Annotated in this window: 15 protein-coding genes; 14 read left to right on the plus strand and 1 reads right to left on the minus strand. The window is 69.6% G+C overall.

All coding sequences use genetic code 11. The annotated features are described in order from the left end of the window. Nucleotides 1-320: 320 nt before the first annotated feature. From NR112_RS13325 to NR112_RS13335, 3 genes are all read left to right on the plus strand, one after another. A complete protein-coding gene (locus tag NR112_RS13325; protein ID WP_256794790.1) occupies nucleotides 321-3,245 on the plus strand; it encodes a S8 family serine peptidase in 2,925 nt (974 codons plus the stop codon). A 253-nt stretch (nucleotides 3,246-3,498) separates the two neighbouring features. Beyond that, a complete protein-coding gene (locus tag NR112_RS13330; protein WP_256794791.1) occupies nucleotides 3,499-3,762 on the plus strand; it encodes a hypothetical protein in 264 nt (87 codons plus the stop codon). Between the two features lie 565 nt (nucleotides 3,763-4,327). Then, nucleotides 4,328-4,756: a pyridoxamine 5'-phosphate oxidase family protein gene (locus NR112_RS13335; RefSeq protein WP_256794792.1), complete on the plus strand. Its 429-nt coding sequence runs from the start codon at nucleotides 4,328-4,330 to the stop codon at nucleotides 4,754-4,756. A gap of 57 nt (nucleotides 4,757-4,813) precedes the next feature. Here the strand turns inward: NR112_RS13335 and NR112_RS13340 are convergent, their stop codons facing one another. Continuing rightward, nucleotides 4,814-5,881 (minus strand): SDR family oxidoreductase, encoded by a 1,068-nt coding sequence (locus NR112_RS13340; RefSeq protein WP_256794793.1) that lies wholly within the window; start codon nucleotides 5,879-5,881, stop codon nucleotides 4,814-4,816. A 386-nt stretch (nucleotides 5,882-6,267) separates the two neighbouring features. Between NR112_RS13340 and NR112_RS22945 the strand changes: the two genes are divergently transcribed. The 11 genes from NR112_RS22945 (at nucleotide 6,268) to NR112_RS13395 (ending at nucleotide 19,699) form a co-directional block, all read left to right on the plus strand. Further along, entirely contained in the window at nucleotides 6,268-6,975 is a 708-nt protein-coding gene (locus NR112_RS22945; RefSeq protein ID WP_256794794.1) for an XRE family transcriptional regulator, read from the plus strand. Between the two features lie 110 nt (nucleotides 6,976-7,085). Continuing rightward, nucleotides 7,086-8,066 (plus strand): zinc-binding dehydrogenase, encoded by a 981-nt coding sequence (locus NR112_RS13350; RefSeq protein ID WP_256794795.1) that lies wholly within the window; start codon nucleotides 7,086-7,088, stop codon nucleotides 8,064-8,066. Nucleotides 8,067-8,083: 17 nt separating this feature from the next. Next, nucleotides 8,084-9,151 carry a zinc-binding dehydrogenase gene (locus NR112_RS13355; RefSeq protein WP_256794796.1) on the plus strand — a complete coding sequence of 356 codons (1,068 nt, stop codon included), beginning with the start codon at nucleotides 8,084-8,086 and terminating at the stop codon, nucleotides 9,149-9,151. Next, the gene (locus tag NR112_RS13360) at nucleotides 9,144-10,031 is read left to right on the plus strand and encodes an NAD(P)-dependent oxidoreductase (RefSeq protein WP_256794797.1); all 888 of its coding nucleotides are present in this window, start codon (nucleotides 9,144-9,146) and stop codon (nucleotides 10,029-10,031) included. The genes NR112_RS13355 and NR112_RS13360 overlap by 8 nt, the downstream gene beginning before the upstream one ends. A gap of 183 nt (nucleotides 10,032-10,214) precedes the next feature. Continuing rightward, complete coding sequence (locus tag NR112_RS13365) at nucleotides 10,215-11,225, plus strand: ABC transporter permease (protein WP_256794798.1); 1,011 nt, start codon at nucleotides 10,215-10,217, stop codon at nucleotides 11,223-11,225. A 55-nt stretch (nucleotides 11,226-11,280) separates the two neighbouring features. Beyond that, entirely contained in the window at nucleotides 11,281-12,387 is a 1,107-nt protein-coding gene (locus tag NR112_RS13370; protein WP_256794799.1) for a substrate-binding domain-containing protein, read from the plus strand. Then, nucleotides 12,384-15,005 carry an ATP-binding cassette domain-containing protein gene (locus NR112_RS13375; protein WP_256794800.1) on the plus strand — a complete coding sequence of 874 codons (2,622 nt, stop codon included), beginning with the start codon at nucleotides 12,384-12,386 and terminating at the stop codon, nucleotides 15,003-15,005. Before NR112_RS13370 ends, NR112_RS13375 begins: the two co-directional genes overlap by 4 nt. 86 nt (nucleotides 15,006-15,091) lie before the next feature. Then, nucleotides 15,092-16,168 (plus strand): 2,3-butanediol dehydrogenase, encoded by a 1,077-nt coding sequence (locus NR112_RS13380; RefSeq protein WP_256794801.1) that lies wholly within the window; start codon nucleotides 15,092-15,094, stop codon nucleotides 16,166-16,168. 74 nt (nucleotides 16,169-16,242) lie between these two features. Beyond that, nucleotides 16,243-17,673, plus strand: a complete 1,431-nt coding sequence (locus NR112_RS13385; protein WP_256794802.1) for a Xaa-Pro peptidase family protein — start codon at nucleotides 16,243-16,245, stop codon at nucleotides 17,671-17,673. Beyond that, nucleotides 17,670-18,734 carry a thiamine pyrophosphate-dependent dehydrogenase E1 component subunit alpha gene (locus NR112_RS13390; protein WP_256794803.1) on the plus strand — a complete coding sequence of 355 codons (1,065 nt, stop codon included), beginning with the start codon at nucleotides 17,670-17,672 and terminating at the stop codon, nucleotides 18,732-18,734. Before NR112_RS13385 ends, NR112_RS13390 begins: the two co-directional genes overlap by 4 nt. Further along, complete coding sequence (locus NR112_RS13395) at nucleotides 18,722-19,699, plus strand: alpha-ketoacid dehydrogenase subunit beta (RefSeq protein ID WP_256794804.1); 978 nt, start codon at nucleotides 18,722-18,724, stop codon at nucleotides 19,697-19,699. Before NR112_RS13390 ends, NR112_RS13395 begins: the two co-directional genes overlap by 13 nt. Nucleotides 19,700-19,752: the final 53 nt, after the last annotated feature.

Here is a 19,752-nt window from a genome sequence, read left to right on the forward strand (position 1 = left end):
TGGGTGGCCTCGTTTTCGACCGTCGCTATGGCCTCGTTTTCAAGCGTCGTCGACAGATGGGCAGACCAGCGCGACGCAGGCGTCCCGCCTGCAAATGTGATTCTCGTGCCATGGCCAACCGCTAGCCACTAGCCTTCCCCCATTGTCTTCGCGACGACGCGAAGCACTCGGGGTCATGGAGGTGCTCAACCATGGCATTGACTCGGTTAGCCGGTAGGCGACGTCCAGCTCTCATTGGTGCGGCGATGGCGGGTGCGATAGCCCTCTTCATGCCGAACCAGAGCGTGGCCCAGTCAGTCACGACGGACGACAGCACAGCAATGTATATCGTCCAACTGGCCGGCAGCCCGATAGCCGGCTATCAGGGCGACGTCAAGGGTTTCGCCGCTACCAAGCCCGGTGCCGGCAAGCGGCTCGACACCCGGACCCAGGCCGCCCAGGCCTACCGGGGGCACCTGCGCGACCAGCGCACCGCGGTACTCAAGAACGCACACCTCAGCGGCCACACGGTGACCAACGTGTACGACGTTACGATGAACGGTTTCGCCATGACGATGACGGCGACCGAAGCCGCGCGGCTGAAGTCCAAGCCGGGTGTGCTCCACGTCTGGAAGGACGCCATCTTCACCGCCGACACCGTGTCGACGCCCAGGTTCCTGGGCCTCGACGGCGGGAACGGCGTCTGGAACAAGCAGTTCGGGAGCGTCAACCACGCGGGTGAGGGCGTCATCGTCGGCGTCCTCGACACCGGCTTCTGGCCCGAGAGCCCGAGCTTCGCGCCGCTGAGCGAACCGCGGCCCGACGCCGCGACCATCGCGGCGAAGTTCCACGGCGTCTGCGACGCGGGCAACGACCCGGACATCACCCACCGCATCGCCTGCAACAACAAGGTGATCGGTGCGCGGTTCTTCGACGCGGGCGGCCTCAGCAACGGCCCCGGCGCCAACGAGTTCCACTCGCCTCGTGACCGCAACAGCCACGGCTCGCACACCGCGAGCACGGCCGCGGGCGACCACGGCGCGCCAGTCACGATCAACGGTCTGAGCCTGGGCACCGCATCCGGCATGGCCCCGAACGCCCGCCTGTCGGTGTACAAGATCGGCTGGAACAAGGCCGACGGCACCGCCAGCGCGACCAGCACCGACATCGTCGCCGCCATCAACGCGGCCGTGTCCGACGGCGTGGACGTGATCAACCTGTCGTTCTCCGGAGCGACCGATGAGGTCAACGACGCGGTCGAGATCAACTTCATGTTCGCCGCGGACGCGGGCGTCTTCGTCGCAGCGTCGGCCGGCAACAGCGGGCCGGGGGCCAGCACCGTCGCGCACAACTCGCCATGGCTCACCACCGTCGCCGCGAGCACGCACGACCGGTCCTTCGCCCGTACTGCCACCACCGGTGACGGCCACGTCTACTCCGGCCCCGGCGTTGGGCCGGCCGTCGCTTCATCGCCCCTGGTCTATGCCGGCAACGTGGGACTGCCGGGCGTGAACCCCACGCTGGTCCAGCAGTGCTTCAGCGACGTCGACGGCGTGACGCCGGGCATCCAACCGGCGCTGGACCCGACCAAGGTCGCGGGAAAGATCGTCCTGTGCGACCGCGGTGTCAACGCGCGGACCGACAAGAGCCTCGCCGTCAAGAACGCCGGCGGCGTAGGCATGATCCTCGGCAACGTGTCGCCGAACTCGCTGAACGCGGACTTCCACTTCGTGCCGACGATTCACGTGAGCGACACCGACCGCACCTCGATCCTGGCCTACATCAGCTCGGCCGGTGCCGGGGCGACAGCGAGCCTCTCGGCGGCGACCCAGGTCCAGACGGAGGCCCCGGCCATGGCCGCGTTCTCCTCCAACGGGCCCGCCCTCGCCGCCGGCGGCGACCTGCTCAAGCCGGACATCACCGCACCCGGCGTGGACGTGGTCGCGGCGGTCTCTCCCGCGGCAGACAACGGCAACTTCTACGACGCTGAGTCCGGCACCTCGATGTCGAGCCCGCATATCGCGGGTATCGCAGCCCTGGTGATTCAGAAGCACCCGGACTGGTCGCCGATGGCGGTCAAGTCGGCACTCATGACCTCGGCCAGCCAGGTCGACAACATGGGGAAACCGATCCTGGGTCCAGACGGGGTCAACCGGGCCACGCCGCTGAACTTCGGAGCGGGGCACGTGACTCCGGCCGGCGCCTTCAGCCCTGGACTGGTCTACGACTCCAGCCTGACCGACTGGGTCCAGTTCGGTTGCGGCCTGGGCGAGTTCCAGCCGGTGTTCGGCGACGCCGTGTGCGACTCGTTCGGCTCGATCGACGCCAGCAACCTGAACTACCCCACGCTGGCGATCGGTGACCTCGCGGGCTCGCAGACGCTCACCCGCACGGTCACGAACGTGGACGTCGGCGTCGGCAACTACAAGGCCAAGGTTGTGGCTCCGGCCGGCTTCACCGTCAAGGTCACGCCGGACCACTTCGTCGTCAAGCCGGGCAAGACCATCACGTACTCCGTGACGATCTCCCGGACGACCGCGCCGTTCGGCCGCTACGGGTTCGGCTCGCTCACCTGGGAGCGGACCAACGGCAGCCAGATTGTCCGCAGCAACATCGCGGTCAACCCTGTGCCGCTGGCTGCCCCGGTGGAGGTCGCGGCCTCCGGCGCTACCGGCACCACTGCGGTCTCGCTGACCCCGGGCTACAACGGCACGCTCACCGCGACGCCCCGTGGCCTCGCGCCCGACGCGCCGACCGTGGCGCACCTGACCGGCATCAACACGGCGTTCAACCCGGCGGCTCCGGCCACGGGTCCGGCCGTGTCGAAGGTGACGGTCACCGTTCCGGCGGGTAGCCGATATGCGCGCTTCGGCACGCACGGCTCCGACTACCCGGACGGCACCGACGTGGACGTCTTCGTCTACCGGGCGGGCACCAACGCGCTGGTCGGCCAGAGCGCGGGCGGTACGGCCGAGGAGACTGTGAACACCACGGCCTCGGGCTCGTACGACATCTATGCGGTGCTGTTCGCGCAGCCCGGCGGCGGCCAGGGCGCCTTCGACGTGACCACGCATACGTATGTGGTCCCGGCGGCGGCGTCCGGCTTCACCGCCACCCCGGCAACGCAGTCGGTGACGTTGGCCCAGACAGCCACGGTGACGGCTGGCTGGAGTGGCCTCGCCGCCGGGACGAGCTACCTGGGTGTCATCGACTTCGGTGATGGCACCAACACGATCGGCTCCACGGTCGTGAGCGTCACGAGCTAGTCCCGCACGCGGAACACCGGCGGGTCCCGTTCGCGGGGTCCGCCGGCCGCGTCCTGGGCCCTGGCTATGCTCGGGGAACCAAGGGAGGACCGTGCTGCGCCAGATGTCCATGAGGCGGGTACCGACTCCAGTCGTCGCGGTCGCGGCCTTCGCCGCGCTGCTGGCCGGATGCGCCTCTCCCACGCCGGGGCCGGGCCCCCAACCGTCCGACACCGTCACAGTCACCTCGTCCAGCGCACCGTCGGAGTCGCCGATGCCCAGCCTGTCCTACTCCCCGAAGTACCCGCCGCCGCCGTCCGGCGAGGTCACGGTCACCGGCACGGTGGAGGCCGGCGTGGAGCGCGGCTGCGTCATCCTGCGCGCGGGGGCGACGGTCTACCAGCTCGTCGGCCAGGACCCGGCGATCGTGGCTGGCGCGAGGGTGACCGTCCGCGGCCGGCCCGAGCCGGGCCTGGTGACGACCTGCCAGCAGGGCACGCCGCTGCACGTCATCGAGGTGACCTCAGCAAGCCAGTGACGCTTGCCCCAACGGGAGCCAGGACTGCCCGCTCAGACCGCGCACCAAGCCGGCGCGTACATCTGCACGGCCGGACTCCGGAGCTACGCCGGCGGCGCAGTCGTCGACTGCTTCGAGAGCTCGAGCTTCGGCACGCTTTCCGTCAGCGGGATCATCACCCAACCACCTCCGCGCAACCTCTCGGCCGGTGGGCACCCCGTCAGGATCAGACAGGTTGCGGGTTCGATCATCTTGAGCGCGCGCCGGGTCCGCACAGCACCGGAAGGAAGCTGGGTCAGGCTCGCCTCCGTCGCTCCGTCTCCAGGACAGCAGTCATCGAGAGCTACAGCGCCCCGCCTCCGCTGGTCAGCGCCTCTGGCAACTCTTCGTTCGCTCGAGAACCCGCCGGTAGCGCTATGGCACCCGGGAGCAATCCTGGATGCTAGGACGCAGCAGTCTGCGACCTTCAAGATCCAGGGTCATAACCCCCCGGGGGGGTGTGAATCCGATGACCGCGAGTCAGGGTAGACGTGGTGCGCATGGTCACGGACGCAAGCCGCGTACACATCTGCCAGAGGAATGCGCGATGAGGCTGAACGAGGAGACGGCTCTGGCCCGCCTGGGCGAGCAGGTCCACGGCGTCCTGTGCACCCTGCACCCCGAACGCGGGCCCGACCCGGTCCCGGTCGTGTATGCCGTGAGCCATGACGGGCACGTCGGCATCGGGATCGACACGGTCAAGCCCAAGACGTCCTCCCGGCTCCAGCGCGAGGCCAACCTGGCGGCCGACCCGCGGTGTTCCCTGCTCATCGAGCGCTGGGAGGCCGACGACTGGTCGAGGCTCTGGTGGGTGCGCGCCGAGCTCCGGCACATCAGCGACCCACCGTCCTCCCTGACCGACGTGCTCGCCGACCGACTGGCCAGCAGCGTGCCGCAGTACGCCGACAAGCCCTTCCACCGCATGCTCGTGTGCCGCATCGTCCGGGTCACCGGCTGGGCCGGCGGCAACACGTGAGCCCCTGCGGCCGACGGCCGGACCCGTGTCCGGACCGCGGCTTCGTCGCTCCCGGGCTCACAGGGGAGGGATGATCCTTCGCTGTCGCAGCGTCTCGAAGAGGTCGAGGAACGAGTCCGCCGAGTCCTGGTAGTCGAGGAAGCCCAGCTTGCGACTCTTGCCCATGTCGGCGAACGTCTCGACCGTGCGACCCAGATCAGCGTCCGTGTGCCACCACGACGCCAGCTCCGTCACCGGGTGCGGGGCGAGATCATGGCGCGCGACCAGGTCGGCCCACGCCTCGCCGGCGTGGGTCATGCGCCCCTCGAGGGGCTGCGGCTGACCGGGGTACTCGGCGGGTTCGACACCGAGGCCCTCCGCGACCCGGCTCCACATCTGGCGCCACCGGAAGACCTCACCGTTGACGGTGTTGAAGGCCTGGTCCCGCCCGGCGGGGTCGGTCGCCGACCATGCGACGTGCCTGCCCAGAAGGCGCGCGTCGGTGATGTCGGTGACGCCTGCCCACTGCTGTGGGCTCCCGGGGAACACGAAGGGCTGCCCCGTCTGGCGACAGATGCTGCCGTAGACGGCAAGCGTGACCCCCATGTTCATCGCGTTGCCGAGCGCGTAGCCGATCATCGTGTGCGGTCGGTGCACCGACCACGTGAAGCCCTGCTGGGCCGCTGCCTCGAAGAGCGCGTCCTCCTGGACGTAGTAGAAGTTCTCGAACGGCAGTCGCCCTTGGCTCTCGCGGAAGGGCGTTTCGGCCGGGGCCTTCGCGTAGGCCTCGAAGGGACCGAGGTAGTGCTTGAGGCCGGTCACGAGGACAGCGTGCTCGAGGGTGGTGGTGCGACCGAGCACCTCGAGGGTGTTGCGCAGCATCGCACCGTTGACCCGGCAGTTCTCCGCCTCTGTTGCCTGGCGTTGCCAGGTGGTGAACACCAGGTGGGAGATCGACCTGCCTGCGACCGCACGCTCGACGGACTCGGGGTCGAGGACGTCAGCGAGGACGTGGTCGACGCCGGGAACGGGCTCCCGCACGGAACGGGAGAGGCCCACTACGTCGAAACCCTTGTCCAACAGGGCGTGCGCGCAGTTCTGTCCACCGATGCCGGTGATTCCTACGACGAGGGCAGTGGGTGCCATGCGCGCTCCTTCGGGCGATGCTGACGGTGCGGCGGATGACGTCCGAGCGTCCATGTCCGCGACAGGCCGATGGTGCCGCGATCTGGACAGGGCGTCAAGTGATGATTAACGTTACCTCGAAACAGCTCGCCTGCGTCTGCCCTCGACCGTTCCACCCCGACCACATCCCGGCTCCCGAGGAGGACCCCCATGGCTGGACGCATCCTCACCCGGACCCACGCCACGCCCATCCTCTCGTGCCCCTTCAGGCCCGGCACGTGCCGTGGCGGGCCGGTCCCGAGTCGTGACGCGACGGTGCCCGGGTGAGCGCCGGCCGGATCGGGCAGGACGGGTCGCATCGCGCTACTGTCGGGGAAAACCGACGCCAGCACAGGGGTGAGCCGAGAGTGGTCGAGCAGGTCGAGAACCTCGGTGGCCGCCTCCGCAAGGTGCGGCTCGCCACCGGGATGTCCCTTCGCGAGGTGTCCCGACAGCTGGGGGTCTCGCCCTCCTTCGTGTCCCAGCTCGAGAACGGCAAGTCGCAACCGTCGGTGGCCACCCTCTACTCCTTGGCCCAGCTGTTGGGCGTGTCGATCGACGAGCTCTTCGCCGTGGACGCCGGCGCTGCGAGCTCGCCCTCGGGCACGGGTGGCGACGCCGACGGCACCGAGTCCCTGGCCGCCGCCCCGCGTCCGGCGAACGCGGAGGGCCTCCCGAGCCGGTCGGAGATCAGCTCCCCTGTCGACGCCGTTCCCCGCACCGGTCGTGCCGAGCGCGTCTCCGTCACCAGGTCCGGCGGCCGATCCCGTCTCGAGATGGACACCGGCGTCGTGTGGGAACGCTTGGCCGACAACACCGGCGGGGACCTCGACTTCATCGAGATCATGTATCCCCCGCACAGCAACTCGACCAACGACGGCCGGATGCTGCAGCACGCCGGCGCCGAGTTCGGGTACCTCCTCGAGGGCGAGCTCGAGATCACGGTGGGCTTCGACGTCTTCACCCTGCATGCGGGAGAGGCCCTCGGCTTCGACTCCTCCCAGCCCCACCTCTTCCGCAACCTGCATTCACAGCCGGCCCGCGGGATCTGGTTCGTGGTCCACCCCACGTCCTGACCGCCGGACTGCTTGACAGGTCGTCGTGGAGCGTTCACTCTGACTGAACTCCCGTCGTTCCACCTGTTCAGCGGTTTGCACCGCTCCGAGCCATCTGCCGAGGACGTCATATGCGCGCGCTGCAGTTCACCGGGCCCGACCAGTTCCACCTCAACGAGGTCGCCGTCCCCGAGCCGGGTCCGGACGAGGTGCTCGTCGCCAGTCGGAGCGTCGGGATCTGCCACTCCGACATCGAGCTCCTCGCCGGCCGCTACATCATCCCCTTCGCCTTCCCGGTGATCCCGGGCCACGAGTGGTCCGGCGAGGTCGTCCGCGTGGGCCGCGATGTCAAGGGCCTCGGCGTCGGCGACCGGGTCGTCGGCGAGTGCGTCATCGGTGACGACCACTTCGGCTTCAGCATCAGCGGTGCCGCCGCAGAGTTCTTCCTGGCCAAGGAGGCCTGGCTCCACCGCCTTCCCGACAACCTCTCGTGGACCCAGGGTGCCCTGGTCGAGCCGTTCAGCTGCGGCTACTACGCGACGGTTCGCGCCGACAACCTCGACGCGAGCGACACGGTTCTCGTGCTCGGGACCGGACCGATCGGGCTCGGCGTCGTGGCCGCATCGGTGGGCCGAGGTGCGAAGGTCGTCGTGGCCGAGCCCTCAGCAGACCGGGGGGAGCTCGCTCTGCGGCTCGGTGCCGACGAGGTGCTCGACCCCACTGCCGAGGGCTTCGAAGACGCGGTGCAGGAGGCCACCGACGGCGACGGGGCATCCGTCGTCTTCGAGGCGAGCGGCAAGCCGGCGGCGATGGCGGCGGCGCTCGAGGTCGCTGCGTTCCGCGCCCGGATCGTCTACATCGGGATCGACGTGGGCGGCTCCGCCCCTGCGAAGCTCGGGCTGTTCCAGTCCAAGGAGCTTCAGGCCCGCGGCATCATCGGCTCCCCCGGCGTCTGGCCGCAGACCCTGCGCTTCCTGTCCCGGAGCGGGGTGGACCTCAGCCCACTCGTCACCTCCAGCCACGATCTGGCGGACTCCGAGAAGGCGATCGCCGCCGTTCTTGAGGACCGGTCCCAGGTCAAGGTCCACATCACCTCGTCCGCCCGGCTCTGACGGGTCGACGGAGACCGATGATGCGTGCAGGAGTGCTCCACGGTCGCTCGGACCTTCGGGTCGAGGACCGACCAGAGCCACGACCCCGCGAGGGTGAGGTCCTCATCCAGGTCGCGCTCAACGGCCTGTGCGGTACCGACGCCACCGAGTACGCGAAGGGACCGATGATGGTCCCGCTCACGAACCGACACACCGGCAGCGGCCACGTGGGGCCCACCGTGCTCGGCCACGAGTTCATCGGGACCGTCGTCGCCGCCGGCCCACATGCCGGGGACGGGGAAAGACGATGGACCGGCCGACGGGTGGCCTGCGGCGCGGGAGTCTCGTGCGGTTCCTGTCGTTGGTGCGCGGTCGGTCGCACCAACCTGTGCGAGCGCTACTACACGCTCGGCCTGTCGACCCACGGTGGACTCGCCGAGCTCGTCGTCGCTCCCGTCAGCACCCTGGTCACCATCCCGGACGGGTGCGACGACACGGAAGCGGCGCTCGCACAGCCCTTCGCGGTCGGCCTGCACGCCATCGACCGCGCCGGGATCGCCGACGGGGACGACGTCGTCGTGCTCGGCGCCGGCGCGATCGGCTCCTTCGTCCTGGCCGGGCTGCGTGGCCACCGGGGCACGGTCACCGTGGTGGACGTCGACCCCGACCGCCTCGACGTGGCGCGACGACTCGGTGCGACGAGCACCGTCGCGGTGAGCCGCGAGACGACGCTCGAGGAGCTACGGGACCTCGTTCCCCTCCAGCCCCACGTCGTCATCGAGAGCTCGGGCGCGCCCGGCGCCGCGGCCCGTGCGCTGTCGCTCTGCGCGCGAGGAGGGCGGACGCTGCTGGTGGGCCTCGTCAAAGCCCCGCAGGAGCTCGGCCTCGCCGACATCGTGCTGCGTGAGGTCGACATCGCGACCACCGTCGCCCACATCTGCGCCACGGACATTCCCCGAGCCCTCGCGCTGCTCGAGAGCAGTCCGCTGGCGGGCGTCATCGGCACCACGACGGTGCCGCTCGACGACGTCGTCGCTCGTGGTCTCGACCCGATCGTGGCCGGCTCCGCGGGCGGCAAGATCCTGGTGGATCCTCGCCGTGGCTGACGTCGCGATCCTGGGCACCGGCCGCATGGGGTCGGCGATGGCGCGACGCGTGGCCGCCGCAGGGCACCGGGTGCGGGTGTGGAACCGCACGCTGTCATCCGCCCAGGCCCTGGTGGACTCGCAGACACACGGCGAGCTCGTCCTGTCCTCGACCCCCTCGGATGCCGTGACGGACGCGGACGTCGTGCTGACGATGCTCGCGGACGGCGACGTGACCACGTCGCTGCTGCTCTCGGAGGCCGTGCTGAGCGCCCTGCCCACCCACTGCCTCGTCATCGACCTGGGGACGAGCGGAGTGGCGGCGGCAACGAGTCTGGGTCGCCGGCTCACGGAGGCAGGACATCGCTTCGTCGATGCTCCCGTGTCGGGGAGCGTGCCCGCCGTCACCGCTGGCACCTTGCTCGTCATGGCGTCCGGGCGGCCCGACGACGTCATCGCCGCCCGGGGGGTCCTCGAGTCCTTCGCGGCCGAGGTGCTCCGGGTGGGTGACGTCGGCGCAGGCCAGGCGATGAAGCTCGCGGTCAACCTCGTGGTCCACGACCTCAACGCGGCCCTGGCAGAGGCCCTCGTCCTCGCGGAGCGGTCCGGAGTCACTCGGACGGAGGCCTACGACGTGCTCGAACGCAGTGTCGTCGGGGCTCCCTTCGTCCGCTACAAGCGCCCGGCTTTTCTCGACCCGCAGACGCCGGCCGCGATGAGTTTGGAGCTCGTCGCCAAGGACCTGCGCCTGATCACCGAGCAGGGCAGGACGACCGGCGCGGCGCTGCCGGTGACGGAGCAGACGCTGCAGCGGGTGCAGGGCGCCGTCGACGCCGGGTGGGGCCCACGAGACATGGCCGACCTGAGTCGTATCCAGTCTGCAGGCGACCCACGCGAGTAGGCGTTTCGCCCGCTTCGCGCCTGTCCGTCCCGAGGCGCGCATCACGGTCTTGTCTCGTTGGCAAAGACCCCAGCGTGAACCTCTTGTTAACGCCAAACGCTCTATGTACAGTCTCACCCAACACCTTGGTCGCCCGTGATCCGGACGGTCAGCATCGAAACCCTCAGTGTCGAGGAGTGGGTCATGGATCCGAAGAACGAGACGGTCAGCCCGTCGCGCCGCACCCCCCGCGGGCTCTCGCGTGGACTGCTGACCGTGGTCGCGGCGTTGGCCCTTCTCGTCGTCGCCGGCTTCATCTTCGCCCCGAGCAGCGTCAGCTCCGGTGCCGTCCAGAGCATGCTGCCGTTCGCAGCCGTGCTCGCCATCGTCGCCCTCGGGCAGACCCTGGTCGTCATGCAGGGCGGCATCGACCTGTCGGTCGCAGGCTCGGTGTCACTCGTGATCGTCATCGTGACCCACCAGGCCTACGGCGACGACTCCAAGGTGCTCCCGGCCGCCCTGCTCGCGCTGGGGGTCTCGCTCCTCACCGGGCTCGGCAACGGCCTGCTCATCGGACGCCTCGGCCTCAACCCGATCGTCGCCACCCTGGGCACCAACGCGCTGCTCTACGCCGCGGTGCTGGCCGTGTCCGGGGGGACCCCCCGACAGACCACCGACCTGCTCGCCCGGCTCGCGGGTGACAGCGCTCTCGGGATCCCACACGCGGTCCTCGTCGCAGTCCTCGCGACCGCCGTCGTCACGGTGGTCGTCAAGAAGACGGCGTCGGGACGTCGCTTCGAGGCGGTCGGGGCCAACGGCTCGGCGGCGTGGGCTGCTGGTCTGCGCGTGCAGGGCTTCAAGGCCGGCGGCTACGTCTTCGCGCAGGTCTTCTACTGGCTGGGGGCCCTGCTCCTGGCCGGCATCCTCAACAAGCCCACGGCATACCAGGGCGACAGCTACCTGCTGGCCTCGGTGGCAGCAGTCGTCCTCGGAGGCACCTCCCTGCTCGGCGGTCGGGGCAACCTCGTCGCCACAGCCGTCGCGGCGCTCTTCCTGATCCAGCTGGACCAGTTCGTGCTGGCCCTCGGCTTCGACTTCGCGGGCAAGACCCTCGTGCAGTCGGCCGCGTTCGCGATCGGTGTCGCGCTCTACACCATCAACTGGTCGCGTCTGCGACGGCGATCCCAGCGTCCAGCCAGCACCGTCCCGGCCTGACCCCTCGTGCTTCATCCCTCACCCGGCTCATGACCATCAGAAAGGTCGATCCGTAATGTCCCGACCCAACACAGCCATCCGCGTCCTCGCAGTGTCGAGCGTCGCCGCCCTGGCTCTCGCAGCCTGTGGCAGCTCGTCCGACGGCGCCTCTCCCGCCGCCAGCGGAGGCAGCACCGTCTCGGGGGCGCCATCCTGGTGCGGCTCCAAGCAGATCACCCTGGGCCTGACCGACGGGTTCGGCGGCAACAGCTGGCGTCTCGTCACGACGGCCTCCGCCAAGGACGAGATCGCCAAGTGCCCGAGCGTCACGAGCTTCACCTACGCCGACGGTCAGGGCGACACCCAGAAGGCCATCTCCGACATCCAGGGCCTGGTCGCCAAGGGAGTCAACGCACTCGTCGTCTTCCCGGACGCCGGCAACGCCATGCTCCCTGCCTTGCAGAGCGCCAAGGAGGCCGGCGTCACCACGGTGCCCTACCGGGTCAACCCGGGCGGCGCCGACGGCAAGGACTACGACGTCTGGGTGGGAGCCGACTTCGTCACCGACGGCAAGAACTGGGCCGACTGGCTCACCAAGACCCTGCCGAGCGGGGGCAACATCCTCTTCCTGTCCGGCCCCGCAGGCAACAGCCAGGGCCTCGACGAGCTCAAGGGCATGAAGGAGGTCCTCGACCCGGGGAAGTACACCTTCATCGGGCAGGCGCCGTTCGAGGTCACCAACTGGGATCCCGCCAAGACCCAGCAGGTCCTCAGTGCCGCCATCGCGAAGTACCCGAAGATCGACGCGATCGTGTCCGACTTCGGACCATCCCTCGTCGGTGCTCTGCCGGAGTTCGAGAAGAGCCAGCGCTCCATCCCTGCCCTGGCGACGTCCGACGGCAACGTCCTCTCGTGCTTCTACGAGGCGCACAAGGCGCAGAACCCGGACTTCAAGCTCTTCACCGTGGCCACGGGCAACGACAACGCCCGACTGGCGGTCCAGTGGGCCGTCGCCCTGGCGACCGGTGGCACCCCGCCCGCGTCGAAGCAGTTCAAGGCTCCGGCCTTCGAGGACTCGGTCGGCGGGAAGCCCAGCCCGGTGACGTGCAAGAAGGACCTTCCCGGTGACATCTACCTGTCCGCCCAGATGGCCGGACAGGACCAGGCGAAGCTGCTCAAGTGACTCCGCACGGGGCGGCCGGTGCCGTCACGACCGACGGCCCGGCCGACCCCGTGCCGGTCGATGTCGCCACCGACACCGAGACCGAGACGCTGAGCGAGATGCCGACCGAAACGCCGACCGAAGGACTGGACGTGACCAGAGACACCGCGGTGATCGCCGAGTCGGCGATGGTCCTCTCCGGCATCAGCAAGAACTACGACGGGGTCGCAGCGCTCACCGACGTCTCCCTGGAGATCCGTCGGGGCGAGGTCCACGCCCTGCTGGGCGAGAACGGCGCGGGCAAGTCGACCCTCATGGGGGTCGCCTCCGGTGAGGTGAGCCCGGACGCCGGCACCATCACCGGCGCGGGGCGGCTCATCGAGCGGCTGTCACCCGCCCTGGCCACCCAGCTCGGCATCGCGATCGTCCACCAGCACCCAGCGGTGCTGCCCGACCTCACCGTTGCCGAGAACATCGTGGTCGCCGTGCCCGGGGCCGTCCTCGGGACCGGCGCGGAGCAGATCCGCACGATGCAGCAGATGCTGGCCGACGTCGGCTCGAGCGCCCATCTCGAAGACCGGGTCGGCAACCTCAGCGTCGCCCAGCGCCACCTCCTCGAGCTGGCCAAGGCGCTTGCGGTGGAGCCGAAGCTGCTCATCCTCGACGAGCCCACCGCCCCGCTGGGAGCCGACTCCGTCGACATGCTCTTCGAACGCGTGCGGCGGGCCGCGGCCACCGGCACCGCCGTCGTCTACATCACGCACCGCCTCGCCGAGGTCCGCGAGCTGGCTGACCGCGTCACCGTCCTGCGCGACGGCAAGGTACGCGGAACTGCCGAGGTGGAGGCCATCACCGACGACGAGCTGCTGTCGCTCATCGTCGGGCGCCAGCTCGAGTCGACCTTCCCGGTGAAGCCGCCACAGGATGAGCTGGGTGATGGGGTCCTCGCCGTCGACGGGATCTCGGGTGCCGGCTTCTCCGACGTCTCCTTCACGGCACGCGCCGGGGAGATCATCGGCGTCTCGGGCATCGCGGGCAACGGCCAGAGCGAGGTGCTGCGGGCGCTCGCCGGGCTCACGGCCTTCTCCGGCTCGGTCACGGTCGGCGGCGCGTCGCGGACATCGCGCGACCTGCGCATGCGCTCGGCCTACCTCCCGGCCGACCGACACGACGAGGGCCTGATGATGACGCTCTCGGTCCGGGAGAACGCAGCTCTCTCCGCACTGGACCGGCTACGGGGTCGCGTCCTGCTGAGCCGCCGCCGGGAGGACACCCTCGTCGGGGCCGAGCTCACCGCTCTCGACGTCAAGACCGCCTCACCCGAGACCGTCGTCTCGGCCCTGTCCGGAGGGAACCAGCAGAAGGTCGTGCTCGCCCGGGCCCTGCTCTCCCGCCCCGCCATCGTCCTGGCCGACGAGCCGACGCAGGGCGTCGACGTCGGCGCACGCGCGGAGATCTACCGGATCCTGCGCGAGGTCTCCGCCGCAGGCGTGCCGGTCGTCGTCGCGTCCTCCGATGCCAAGGAGCTCGAAGGACTCTGCGACCGCGTGCTGGTCATGTCACGCGGAGCAGTGCTCGACGTCGTCGAGGGGGCCCAGGTCACTGAGGAACGCCTCATCCACTCGGCCGTCAGCGCGACGGTGCACCAGGGCGGCGCCAGCCGGACGGCCGGCTCCGTCTCGACCCGGCGGAGCCGCTTCCTCACCGGCGACTACGCCCCGGTCGTCATCCTCGCGCTCGTCATGCTCCTTCTCGGCGCCTTCGTGCTGTCGCAGAACTCGCGATACCTCGCACCCTTCAACCTGACGTCGGTCATGACCTCGTGCGCGGCCCTCGGCTTCATCGCCCTCGGGCAGACGATCGTTCTCATGACCGGGGGAATCGACCTCTCCGTCGGACCGCTCGCCGGTTTCCTGGTCGTCGTCGGCTCGTTCTTCCTGACCGCCGAGAAATCGGCCGCGGTCATGGCGCTGGGACTGGTCGTCATGCTGGCGGTCGCCGCCGCCACCGGAGCCGCCAACGGCAGCCTGATCCGCTTCGCCAAGTTCACCCCGGTGGCGGCCACACTGGCGAGCTACATCGGCATCCAGGGCCTCAGCTACCTTCTCCGGGACTCGCCCGGAGGGAACATCGCGATCTCGGTCACTCGCCTCGTCAAGACCAAGATCGGCCCCGTACCGGTCGCCTTCCTGCTGCTCGTCGTCACCGCCGTGGTGCTCGAGTACGCCCTGCGCAGACGGGGCCCTGGCCTGCGACTGCGCGCCATCGGATCCGACGAGGACGCCGCACGCCGGGTCGGGATCAACGTCGGCCGCACGGCGGTCCTGGCCTACGTCGCCGCCTCCTGCTTCGTCTTCCTCGGCTCCATCGTGCTGCTCGGCCAGCTCGGCATCGGTGACCCGGCTCAGGGCGTGGGCTACACCCTGAGCAGCATCACCGCGGTGGTCCTCGGTGGCACCAGCCTCCTGGGCGGTCGCGGCACGTTCATCGGCACGCTGCTCGGCGCCGGGCTCATCGTCCAGGTCTTCAACGCCATGGTCTTCCTCGACCTGTCGCAGACGTGGCAGTACTTCTTCCAGGGCGCCCTCATCGTGGCTGCCGCCGTGATCTACAGCCAAGTGCGCCGAGTCAGGGCCTGACAGCGCTCGACACCATCACCCGACCTTCGAATCACCCTGCAGCCAGGGCGGTCCGTCATCCATCGACAACCACCGAGGAGACTCAAGTGCGCGCAGCACGCTTCCACGGACAGTCCGACATCCGCATCGAGGACGTCGGATCCCCCGAGATCAAGGCGCCCGACGAGGTCCTCGTCGAGGTCCTCTGGTGCGGCATCTGCGGCACCGACCTGCACGAGTACCTCGTGGGCCCCATCGTCACCCCGACCACGCCGCACCCCCTCACCGGGGTGACCCTCCCCCAGACGCTCGGGCACGAGTTCTCCGCACGGGTCGTCGAGGTGGGCCCGCAGGTCACCGACGTGAGGGTGGGCGACCGTGTGAGCATCATGCCCGCGATCGTCTGCGGCCGATGCACCTTCTGCCGGCAGGGACTCGGTCACCTGTGCGTCCGGTTCGCCTGCACCGGGCTCTCCGCCGAGACCGGGGGCCTCGCCCAGTACGCCGTGCTCAAGGAGTACCAGGTCTCGACCCTCCCCGACGAGGTGTCGGACGTGGAGGGTGCCGTCGTCGAGCCGGCCAGCGTGGCGGCATACGGCATCGACAGGGTGGGGATCCGCGGCGGCGACATCGTGCTCGTCACCGGCGCCGGACCCATCGGGGTGTTGTCGGCGCTCTACGCCGATGCCCTCGGCGCGGCGACCGTCGTGATCGCCGAACCCAATCCGAACCGTGCAGCGCTCGCGGCCTCCCTCGACGTCGGCCCGGTCCTCGACCCGACCGCTGAGGGTTTCGCCGAGTCGATCGCACAGCTCACCCGAGGCACCGGCGTCGACGTGGTCGCCGAGTGCTCGGGCAGCACCCCGGGCCTGACCACCGCGATGAACAGCGTGCGCACGCGTGGCTCGATCGTGCAGACCGGCCTGCACACCAAGCCGGCAACGATCGACGCGATGCGGCTGTCGGAGAAGGACATCAGCTACATCGGCAGCTGGTGCTACCTCATCACCGACTGGCCACGCATCATCCGGCTCATCGCCGCTGGGAAGTACCCCGTCGCCAAGGCCGTCACGGCCCAGATCGAGCTGGAGCGGGTCGTTCCAGACGGCTTCGACGTCCTCGTCAACCCCTCGGGTGACCAGCTCAAGATCCTCGTCTCACCGACCGGCGCGACGCCGGCCTGACCGGTGCCACCGACCCTGCGCCACCGGCCGCGACCGACCAGCTGCCGATCCATCCACGTTCTCGAGGAGTAGTCATGGTGTCACCGACGTACGGCACGAATGCGGTCGACTGGGAGAGTCGCCTGGACCTGGACCGGCTGCGCCGCGAGCGCCTGGCCCGGCTCAAGGCGGAGCTCGACCGGTCGGACCTCGGCGCCCTGCTGACCTTCGACTTCCACAACATCCGCTACATGACCGCGACCCACATCGGGACATGGGCGATGGACAAGATGATCCGTTTCGCCATTCTCCCCCGCGGGGGAGACCCCGTCCTGTGGGACTTCGGGTCGGCCGCCCGCCACCACCAGTTGCAGTCGACCTGGCTCGACGAGCCGCACGCGGCTGCGGGTCGAGGAGACCACTACGGCGCCCGCGCGGGCATCTCCACGCTGCGCGGCGCGATCTCCCCCGGGGCAGGGCGCGCCGCGGACGTGGCCGCCAAGGTCGCCCAGGTGATGCGCGACTTCGGGCTCGACGGCCAGGCCATCGGCGTCGACATCGTCGAGCCGCCGGTCCTCTTCGCGCTCGAGGCGGCGGGTTTCCACGTCGTCGACGGACAGCAGCTCTTCCTCGAGGCGAGGCGGATCAAGACCGGGGACGAGATCGGCCTGCTCACGCAGGCAGCGTCGATGGTGGACGCTGCCTACGAGAACCTCTACGAGTTCCTCCGTCCGGGCGTCCGTGAGAACGAGTGCGTCGGCGTGGTGAGCAAGACGCTGTACGACCTCGGCTCCGAGCACGTCGAGGGAGTCAATGCCATTTCGGGAGAACGGTGCTCACCGCACCCGCACGTCTTCACCGACCGTCTGCTCCGGCCCGGCGACCCGGCCTTCTTCGACATCCTGCACAGCCACATGGGCTACCGGACCTGCTACTACCGGACCTTCGCCGTGGGCAGCGCATCGCGGGCTCAGCGGGACGCGTACACGATCTGTCGCGAGCTGATGGACCGGGCGATCGACATCGTCAAGCCCGGCGTGACGACGGCTGACGTCGTCGCCCTGTGGCCCACGGCACAGGAGTTCGGCTTCGCCGACGAGGAGGCGGCCTTCGCGCTCCAGTACGGCCACGGCGTGGGCCTGTCGATCTGGGAACGACCGATCTTCAGCCGCCTCACCTCCTTCGACAGCCCCGAGACGCTGGAGGAGGGCATGGTCTTCGCCCTCGAGACCTACTGGCCCGCGGCCGACGGCTGGGGGGCGGCCCGGATCGAGGAGGAGGTCGTCGTGACTGCCACTGGCTGCGAGGTCATCACGAAGTTCCCTGCCGAGGAGCTGCTCGTGGCCGGCAAGCGCTACTTCACCACCGGCGGCCACCTGCCGACGATGCGCGACAGCCAGTCCCATCTCAACCGCGCGCCGCGCGGGACCGACGCCGACTCCAGCACCGAGGCCGGCACCGGCACCGGCACCGAGGCCGATGCCAGCACGAGGAACAGCTCCACCCCGGCGGAGGTGGGCGCATGAGACTGCCCCTGGCGGAACACCGCTACGGCGAGCACGGCGTCGTGCTCCCGCCGGAGCGCAGCGACAGCAACGACGCCCTCGGCATCGACCTCGACACGCGGCGGCAGCTCTACCGTTCGATGCGAGAGATGCGGACCTTCGAGAAGCGCGCGTACGACCTCTTCATGAAGCAGCTGGTCAAGGGCACGAGCCACTTGTCGCTCGGCATGGAGGCCATCGCGGCGGGCTTCGGGGCCGCCATGCGCGAGGACGACTACACCTTCGCCACGTACCGCGGCCACGCACACACCCTCGCGAGGGGCGTGCCGATGACACCGGTGCTCGCCGAGCTGCTCGGACGGGCCAACGGCCTGATGGGGGGCAAGGGCGGTTCGATGCACCTCACGAGCGTCGAGCACGGGATGATGGGGTCCTACGCCATCATCGGGGCCCACCTGACGATCGCCAACGGAGCTGCGTGGTCCGCGCAGTACCGCGGGTCGGGCCAGGTGGCCGTCTGCTTCTTCGGCGACGGGACCACCAACATCGGCGCCTTCCACGAGGCCCTCAACTACGCCGCCGTGTACCGCCTGCCGGTCGTCTTCGTGTGCGAGAACAACCTCTACATGGAGTACACGTCCATCCGCGACATCACCGCCGTCGCGCACCCGGCGGCCGACCGGGCCTCGGCGTACGGACTCGAGTCGATCGTCGTCGACGGCAACGACGCCGACGCCGTGCACCTCGCCGCGCTCGAAGCCCTCGACCGGGCGCGCTCGGGGCTAGGCCCCTCGCTCGTCGAGGCCCTGACCTACCGCCACGGAGGGCACTCGCGCGCCGACCCCGGGAAGTACCGTCCCACCGGTGAGGTCGACGCCTGGAAGGCGTACGACCCACTCACGATCTACCGCGAGCGACTGGGGCGGCTCGGCGTGTCGGAAGCCGAGCTCGACGCCATGGACGCGACGGCTCTCGCGCTTGTCGATGCGGCCACCGAGGGAGCCATCGCCGGCGAGCTCCCCTCTCCCGAGAGCGCGTTCACCGATGTCTGGGCTGATGGAGGATGGTCATGGCGCAACTGAGCTACCGAGATGCCGTCGCGCGCGGCATCGCACAGGAGATGCGCCGCGACGAGCGGGTCGTCGTCGTCGGCGAGGACATCGCCGGGGCCGGCGGCGTCTTCAAGACGACGGTCGGCCTGCTCGACGAGTTCGGCCCGAAGCGGGTCATCGACACACCCATCAGCGAGCAGGCCATCCTCGGCGCGGCCACGGGCGCGGCGATGACCGGGCTACGACCGGTCGCGGAGATCATGTTCTCGGACTTCTTCGCCGTGTGCTGGGACATCGTGGTGAACCAGATCGCCAAGACGCGCTACATGACCGCGGGGCAGGTGACGATGCCGCTCGTCATCAAGACGGGCAACGGCGGCGGCCTGCGCTTCGGGGCCCAGCACTCGCAGTCGATCGAGAACTGGGCGATGGCCATCCCGGGGCTCAAGGTCGTGACGCCGTCGACCGCCGAGGACGTAATCGGCCTGATGGCCGCGGCCATCAGGGACGACGACCCGGTGATCTTCTGCGAGCACAAGGGTCTCTATGCCGCCAAGGGCGAGGTGCCCGACGGTGAGATCGTCGACACCCTCGGCACCGCCAGGATTCGCCGTCCCGGCCACGACGCGACCATCCTGGCGCTCGGCATGATGGTGCCCAGGGCGCTGGCCGCGGCGGAGGACCTGGCCACCCGCGGCATCGATGCCGAGGTCATCGACGTGCGCTCCCTCGTGCCTCTCGACACCCGGACGATCCTCGACTCGGTCGCCAGGACCGGCAGGCTCTTCACCGTCGAGGAGAACCCCCAGCTGCTCGGCTGGGGCGCCGAGATCGCGTCGCTCGTCGCCGACGAGGCGTTCTGGGACCTCGACGGACCGGTGCAGAGGATCACGACCCCGCACATCCCGCTGCCGTCCGCCGACTCCCTGGAGGACCTCGTCATGCCGTCCGCCGAGAGCGTCGCCAGGACCGTCGAGAAGGCGCTCCAGTCGTGAGCGTGCCGCCGTCGCTGGCGCCCTTCCTCCCCGGGGGTCGGCCGGAGCCTCGC

The sequence above is a fragment of the Terrabacter sp. Ter38 genome, from assembly GCF_024519435.1.
Taxonomy (GTDB): Bacteria; Actinomycetota; Actinomycetes; order Actinomycetales; family Dermatophilaceae; genus Terrabacter.